Source organism: Streptomyces sp. NPDC007162 (assembly GCF_040634175.1).
GTDB lineage: Bacteria > Actinomycetota > Actinomycetes > Streptomycetales > Streptomycetaceae > Streptomyces.
This window is the reverse complement of sequence record NZ_JBEYFC010000477.1, coordinates 1-6,898: the sequence shown is the minus strand read 5'-3', so window position 1 is coordinate 6,898 and position 6,898 is coordinate 1. Positions and strand designations below refer to the sequence as shown.

At 69.4% G+C, this 6,898-nt stretch carries 7 protein-coding genes and 2 pseudogenes; 3 read left to right on the top strand and 6 right to left on the bottom strand.

Going from position 1 to position 6,898, the window contains the following annotated elements; genetic code table 11:
- A pseudogene (locus ABZ646_RS36590) lies at positions 1–250 on the top strand (hypothetical protein); the annotation flags it as partial.
- A gap of 55 nt (positions 251–305) precedes the next feature.
- On the opposite strand, the gene ABZ646_RS36585 reads toward ABZ646_RS36590, so the two are convergent.
- The gene (locus ABZ646_RS36585) at positions 306–1,034 is read right to left on the bottom strand and encodes an NAD(P)H-binding protein (protein ID WP_360528955.1); all 729 of its coding nucleotides are present in this window, start codon (positions 1,032–1,034) and stop codon (positions 306–308) included.
- A gap of 317 nt (positions 1,035–1,351) precedes the next feature.
- Between ABZ646_RS36585 and ABZ646_RS36580 the strand changes: the two genes are divergently transcribed.
- Positions 1,352–1,849 carry a MarR family transcriptional regulator gene (locus ABZ646_RS36580; RefSeq protein ID WP_360528952.1) on the top strand — a complete coding sequence of 166 codons (498 nt, stop codon included), beginning with the start codon at positions 1,352–1,354 and terminating at the stop codon, positions 1,847–1,849.
- Here ABZ646_RS36580 and ABZ646_RS36575 read toward each other — a convergent pair.
- A pseudogene (locus tag ABZ646_RS36575) lies at positions 1,815–1,946 on the bottom strand (IS5/IS1182 family transposase); the annotation flags it as partial. The gene ABZ646_RS36580 and the pseudogene ABZ646_RS36575 overlap by 35 nt on opposite strands.
- Before the next feature lie 49 nt (positions 1,947–1,995).
- A complete protein-coding gene (locus tag ABZ646_RS36570; RefSeq protein ID WP_360528949.1) occupies positions 1,996–2,952 on the bottom strand; it encodes an NADP-dependent oxidoreductase in 957 nt (318 codons plus the stop codon).
- Positions 2,953–3,008: 56 nt separating this feature from the next.
- Here ABZ646_RS36570 and ABZ646_RS36565 point away from each other — a divergent pair, with 56 nt between their 5' ends.
- Entirely contained in the window at positions 3,009–3,626 is a 618-nt protein-coding gene (locus tag ABZ646_RS36565; RefSeq protein ID WP_360528946.1) for a helix-turn-helix domain-containing protein, read from the top strand.
- Positions 3,627–3,820: 194 nt separating this feature from the next.
- Here the strand turns inward: ABZ646_RS36565 and ABZ646_RS36560 are convergent, their stop codons facing one another.
- The 3 genes from ABZ646_RS36560 to ABZ646_RS36550 all read right to left on the bottom strand — a co-directional run.
- Positions 3,821–4,546, bottom strand: coding sequence for a dienelactone hydrolase family protein (locus ABZ646_RS36560; RefSeq protein ID WP_360528943.1), 726 nt, complete (start codon positions 4,544–4,546; stop codon positions 3,821–3,823).
- 393 nt (positions 4,547–4,939) lie between these two features.
- Positions 4,940–6,277 carry a ricin-type beta-trefoil lectin domain protein gene (locus tag ABZ646_RS36555; RefSeq protein ID WP_360528940.1) on the bottom strand — a complete coding sequence of 446 codons (1,338 nt, stop codon included), beginning with the start codon at positions 6,275–6,277 and terminating at the stop codon, positions 4,940–4,942.
- A gap of 51 nt (positions 6,278–6,328) precedes the next feature.
- A partial coding sequence (locus ABZ646_RS36550) for an RICIN domain-containing protein (RefSeq protein ID WP_360528937.1) occupies positions 6,329–6,898 on the bottom strand: 570 nt, incomplete at its 5' end.

The following is a 6,898-nucleotide window of genomic DNA, read 5'->3' as shown; positions in this document are numbered from 1 at the left end:
GTTCGAGATCGCCGGAGACCTCGATCCGGAGCTCGAAGGCGAGTCGGAGCACGTGATCAGGGCCGGTGAGACGTTCCGGGAGTCGGGCGGCGAAGTGATCCACTACCAGAACGGCAACGCCTCGTCGGAGGAGCCGGCCAAGTACATCGTGTTCAAGATGTACGCGCCGAACCAGCCGATGCGCACCCTGGTCGACGACGAGGAACTGGAGAAGCGGGCCCACCTGCGCGCCCCGCGTCCCACTGACTGAGCTCCCGCAGGCGCACCGCCATGGATCTCGTCCATGGCGGTGCCGTCGTATGCGGTCAGGAAAGCCAGTCGGTGTAGCGGGTGGGTGCGAGGTGGGCGTTCTTGTCGGTGAGGACGTCACCCTTGACCACGGCGAACATACCGGCGGTGGGGTCGGTGACGACGGTACGGGAGTCGCCCTGGTGGGACAGAGTGATCCGGCCCAGCTCGTCCAGGGGGAAGATCTCGGGACCGGCGATGTTGCGGATCCCGTTCAGGGGGGCACCGGCGGCCACCTCCGCCACCGCGTGCGCTACGTCCTTGGAGGCGATGGGCTGAATGGGCGTGGCGGGCAGCCTGACGCTGTCCGCGTCGGCGGTCCAGGACAGCACCGCGTCCATGAAGTCCATGAACTGCGTGGCCCGGACGATCGAATAGGGGATCGTCCCGTCCGCGAGGATCTTCTCCTGCAGCGCCTTGGCGCGGTAGTAGTCCAGCTCGGGCACCTGGTCCGTGCCGACGATCGACAGGATGACGAAGTGGCCGACGCCGGCCTTGTCGGCCGCCGCCAGGAGGTTCCGCATCGAGGTCTGGAAGAACGCGAGGGAGGCGTCGTCGAAGGTCGGGGAGTTCGTCAGATTGATGACGACGTCGGCTCCCATGACCGCCTCTTCCAGGCCCTGACCGCTGATGATGTCGACTCCTGTCGACTGCGAGTGCGGTACCGCCTCATGCCCGGCGGCGTTCAATTCCTTGACGACCTGCGACCCGATCAGTCCCGTCCCGCCGATGACCGCGAACTTCATGACATGCCTTTCCGCCGGAAACACGCCCAGGATGCGACATACGTCACTATATGTGGGCGCTACGGGTTCGACTCGGACACGTTCGGCTGCCGTGGAGCAGCCCGCCCGCACCTCCCACGGCCGCGGCTGTCACAACGACGGGCATCCGACGGTCAACTGGTTGTCCGTACCTGGAAATCCTCCCTACGCGAAGGTGCCCCACTCATGGCATGCGACATCACTCGTGCGTCGGGTTCTGACCGGACGAACGCGAGCCTCACCGCGTCGATTTCGGCTCGGCGCCCAGCCGTGTACTGCAACGCTGACGGAGTCATGCCGTGACCGAGTCGACCCGGCTGCCCCATCTGTCCAGCGCCGAACTCGCCCGCCGCTGCGGCGTCACCGCCCAGTCGATGGGTACGGCACTGCGCGACCTGGTGGAACGCGGACTGGTCCGACGGCAGGCCCACCCCACCCACGGGAAGATCATCGAGATGTCCGTCACCGCCGCCGGGGTCGAGCTGGCACTACGGGCCGAGGGCGCGCTGGAACCGTGCGAGCGGGATGCTCTGCACACCTTCCTGCCCGAGGAGCAGGAGCGGGTGCGCGCATACCTCCAGCGCATGCTCGGCACCCTCAGATTGAGCCGGGCGCGCCGGCCGCGTCGGGCTCCCAGCCCTCCTGGCACCCCGTCAACTACCTGTGCCCCGCGCGGCAGACCCCGGCTGCTGTTCGGCGGCCGCGAGGTCGGCACCGCCGCGCGAGCGAGCATGACCACGCGGACCGTGCACTCAGCCGGTTTCAACCTTGGTTTGAGCAGATCAGGTCGAGGGTGAAGACGGCCTGCACAAGGCCGGGAATGCGGGTGATGCTGTGCCGCAGCTTGCGCAACGGTCGCCACGCCCTGAGCGTGGCGATGGCCTGCTCAGTCACTGTGCAAAGGCCGCCATCCAGTCACCTGGCGATGCGTACGCAGTCGGCCTCAGAGGTCGATGACGACCTTGCCCTTCACGTGCCGGCCGGCCTGCAGCTCGACCGCGGCCCGGATCTGGTCGATCGGGAAGGTCGCCGCGACGGGTACCCTCAGCCGGCCTTCCGCGACCAGGTGGGCGATCTCTTCCAGAGCGCCGGGGGCGGCGTTCGCGCCGTTGGCGGCCATCACTCCCTCGACCTGCGCGGCGACGGTGCAGATGCGGCTGTCCGGGACGCCGAGTTCTCTTGCCACGTCCACTGTGTCGGTTCCGTGCAGGTCGAGGGCGGCGGTAATGCCGTTGGGAGCGAGGGCGCGCACCCGCTCGGCCAGGCCGTCGCCATAGGTGACCGGCTCGGCTCCGAGGTCACGCAGATGGTCGGCTGACGCTGCTGACCCCGTCCCGATCACGCGCGCGCCTGCGATGCGGGCCAGCTGGACGGCGAACACGCCGACCCCGCCGCCGGCGCCGCCGATCAGGATCATGTCGCCCGGCCCGGGGGAGACCGCAGCGAGGGCGGCGGATGCCGTACGGCCCGCGATCGTGAGGGTGGCCGCGGTGCGGTCGTCGACACCGTCAGGCGTGTGGTGGACCTCGTTCGCCGCGGTCTCCCCGGACGAGTGGACCACCACGAAGTCGGAGACCGCGCGAGACAGGGCACCGCCGAACACCCGATCGCCGATCGCGAAGTCGCCCGCTCCGTCGCCGATCTGGTCGATCACGCCCGCGTAGTCGGTGCCGAACCCGGCCGGCAGCGTCAGGCCGAACCTGGCCGCGGCGTCCGCATCGGCGGTCATGATCCAGTCCATCGGGTTCAGGCCGGCCGCAGTGACCCGCACGCGGACCTGCCCTGGGCCGGCCTGCGGTTCCGGGACCTTCTGGACATCCAGGTTTTCAGGGCCGCCGAAGGAGTCCATCCGGACTGCCGTGCTGCTGCCTGCGGGCGATGGGTCGTTCTGCATCTGCATGGCGCCTGTCTCCTCTGGAACGAAGAAAGCAACGAAACGGACTATGCTCCGTTTACATGGATGACCGTAACGCAAACGGAGCGCGTTCCGTTTCTGGCGAGGTGGAGTCCCGTGCGCCACGGGCGGACGCAGCACGCAACCGCGAACAGCTGCTCACGGTGGCGACCCGCGTGTTCATGTCGGCCGACGAGGAGCCCTCGATGCGTGCGATCGCCCGTGAGGCCGGGGTCGGCATCGCCACCCTGTACCGTCACTTCCCCACCCGCGAGTCGCTGGTGGACGCGGTCTACAAGGACCAGGTCGTGCGGCTGACGAGTGGCGCCCGCGAGCTGCTCGACCATCTGCCCCCGGCGGCGTCGCTGCGGCGCTGGATGGATTTGTTCGGGGATTGGATCGCGGCCAAGAACGGCATGCTCGACACGCTGCGAGCGATGATCGACTCGGGCCAGGTCGCCCATGCGCAGACCCGGAGCGAGCTTCTGACGGCCATCTCCACGATTCTCGATGCAGGCCGCACGGCGGGCGACCTCCGCGCCGACATCGCGGCCGAAGACATCGCGGCCGCCCTCATCGGCACCTTCACAGTGGCCCCCCGGCCCGAACAGGAAGCCCAGGCCGGTCGCCTGCTGGACCTGCTGATGGACGGCCTCCGGCCCGCCCCCCGGCCGTCCTGAGAGCGAACCTGGCCCCTTGGAAGGCCGTCACCCGGGCCTCACGATCCCACGGACGAGCGCTTCGCAGGAGTCGCTGACGTTTCGGTATGCGCCCGAAACCTGAAGTGGTGACCGGGCGGTGAAGTTCTGTCAACCGGATCCGGTGGCGGTCGGCCGACTTGTCGCGGGGCCCGGAACCGCGGTTGTCGACTCGATCACTCCGTCACGGGCAAGCACTCGGTGAGCAGGTCGACCATGTCGTGCCAGGCCCGCTGTGCGTGCCGTGGGTGGTAGCCGACGCCGGGCAGCACGGTGTGGTCGACCGGTGGGTGGTGGAACGCGTGCAGGGCTCCGCCGTAGACCACGAGGCGCCAGTCGACGCCGGCGGCCTGCATCTCGGCGGTGAACGCGTCCCGTTGTGCGGGCGGCATGATCGGGTCTTCCGACCCGACCCCGGCCCACACCGGGCAGCGAATGCGCGCCGCCTCGCCCGGTCGCCCCGTGGTCAGTCCGTTGACTGTCGCGATCGCACGCAGGTCGACGCCGTGGCGGCCGAGTTCCAGCGCGATCGCGCCCCCGGTGCCGTAGCCGACGGCGGCGATCCGGTCCGGGTCGGTCCGCGGTTCGGCGCGGAGCACGTCGAGCGCCGCGTGGCCGATGCCCCGCATCCGGTCGGGGTCGGCGAGCAGCGGCATGCACCGGGCCAGCATCTCCTCCGGGTCGCCCCAATAGCGCCCGCCATGGAGGTCGAAGGCCAGCGCCACGTACCCCAGCTCGGCGAGCGCATCGGCTCGGCGGCGCTCGACATCGCTGAGCCCCATCCCCTCGGGCCCGATCAGGACCGCGGGCCGGCGGTCGACACCTGCGGGGAGTGCGAGGTGCCCGATCATCGTGAGGTCGTCGGCCGGGTACTCGACCGGACGCGTGGTAATCGTCACCATGAGACGGGACTGTAGTGACCGTGAAGTCCGGTCGGGCTCCCGTTCTGCCGCCGGCAGAACGGGCCGGGCGCGATTCTCTGATGAGGCGACGGCTTCCTGGCGTACCCCGGTCCCACCCCCTTGGCGGGACTCGCCGACCTGCGCGGACTGCCGCCGCTGTTCGTGCAGGTGTGGAGCGCCGAGATGCTGTTGGACGACTGACCCGAGCCGGTGGCGAGAGCGGCACGGGCGGGAGGGCACGTGGAGATGGAGGTGTGGCCGGAGACGACCATGCCTGGCAGATCGCTGCTCGGCGGTCCCGCGACTCTCGACGAGGTCTGACAACCTGGCCGGACGGCACCGTGAGTTGTCGGCGTGGGCCAGGTCGGCAGGTGCCGTACCTGGCCCGGCCTGTCAGTTCTGGAGGTGCCAGTGCTGGTTCGCTCCGCCCGTGCAGGTCCACAGCTGGATCTTGGTTCCGTTGCCTGTTGCCTGGCCGCCGGCGTCCAGGCACAGCCCCGACTGGGCCGCGGTGATCGTGCCGTCGGCATTGACGTTCCACTGCTGGCCCGGCTGCCCGTCGCAGTCCCAGATCGCCGCCGGGGTGCCGCTGCCGGCGGACTGGCCGACGCCCAGGCACTTGGTGCCGTAGACCATCAGTTGCTTGGCGGCGGTAAGGGTCCACCGCTGGTTGGAGCCGCCGTTGCAGTCCCACAGTTGTGCCTGGGTGCCGTTGGCGGTCGTGGAGTTGTTGATGTCGAGGCAGCGCCCGGACTGCTGGCCGATGATCTCCTGGTCGCCGGTGGGCGGTGGAGGCGGGGGCTGGTTCGAGCCGAACTGGGTGAAGAACTGCCAGACCGCGGCAGAGGTCCAGGTGCGCCAACCGTCGCCCGTGGAGCCGTCTATCGGGCCGGGGTCATGGCCGGCTCCGTCGAACGCGGCCCACACGACGGGGTAGCCCGGCCTGCATCCTGAGTAGGTGGTGATGATGTGTGTCAGGCTTCCGTAGGCCGGCTCGGGCGGGTTCTGCGGGGTGCAGCCGTTCGTCCGGACGAAGGTGTCGCGCAGGTCCCGTCCCGACTGGATGGGCAGCACGTTGTCCCTCAGGCCGTGCAGTCCCATGTAGGCGATGGGCTGGTTGCCGCCGTTGCAGCCGCTGAGGTTCGCTCCGGAGTAGACCGCGACGGCCCGGAAGACGGTCGCCCGGGCGCAGGCGAGGGCGTAGGACATCGCACCGCCGTAGCTGAAGCCCGCGGAGAACAGCTGGGTGGTGTCGACGCACAGCCCTGCTTCGATCTGGCCGACCATGGCGTCGACGAAGGCCACGTCCTGGCCGCCGGAGTTGGCCCAGCCGTTGCCGATGCCCTGCGGGGCGACGAAGATCGTGCCGTTGTTCGCGCTGTCCGCCAGCCGCCGCAGGCCGTAGTAGGACCAGTTGTATCCGTCCGTTCCGCCCGAGTCGACGTCGGCCGCCGTGCCGCCGCGCCAGTGGAAGCCGAAGATCAGCCGGTAGGGGTGGTTGCTGTCGTAGCCGGCCGGCACCCGCAGGATGTAACTGCGTGTCTGGCCGCCGCTCTGGATCGTGTGGGTGCCGCTCGTCAGCGCCGGGGCCTTCCCGCAGCCGGCGGTGGCCGCGGCGGCGGTCGCGGCCGGCCTGAGGGCTCCGAGGCCGTTGCCGATCGAGGTGCCGGCTACCGACAGGACGAGGAGTATGGCACCCGCGATGGACAGTAAGAGTGGTGTGCGTTTCATGCGCACTCCTTCTTCCGTGGTCGAGGGAGGGGCTTCGGTCGCGCGGACGGTTCACACGCCGGTGATGATCCATTCGTTGTTGGTGCTGGAGTTCGGCGTCCACAGCACCGTGGTCGAGCCCACCGCGGTGCTGCCGCTGCCGTCCAGGGCGGTGCCCGTGCCGCGGTTGGTGATCTGGTAGCGGTTGTTGCCGAGGCTGTTCAGCGACCACTGCTGGTTGTTGCCGCCGTTCCACGCCTCCTGCCGGGCGGGAGCGCCGTTGGCGGCGTTGCCCCAGCTGTCGGCGGCCAGGCCGTTGGCGCGGTTCATGATCCGGTAGTAGCCGTTGCCGAGGTCGACGAGCTGCCACTGTAGATTGGCGCTGCCGTCGTAGTTCCACTGCTTGAGGTTGGAGCCGGAGGCGACGGTGCCCCCGCTGTCGAGCACCAGTCCGCTGGTCACGTTGGCGATCTTCACCCAGGTCGTGGAGCCGCCCGGTGCGCCCAGGACGGGGATGTCACCGGAGAAGGTGAGCTTGACCGTGTACGCCAGGGCGGTGACGACCATGCCCTCGTGCAGTACACCGGCGCCGAGGAGTGGTACACCCTGGCCGGCAGTCCCGCCCCTGTCCCGGACGGCGAC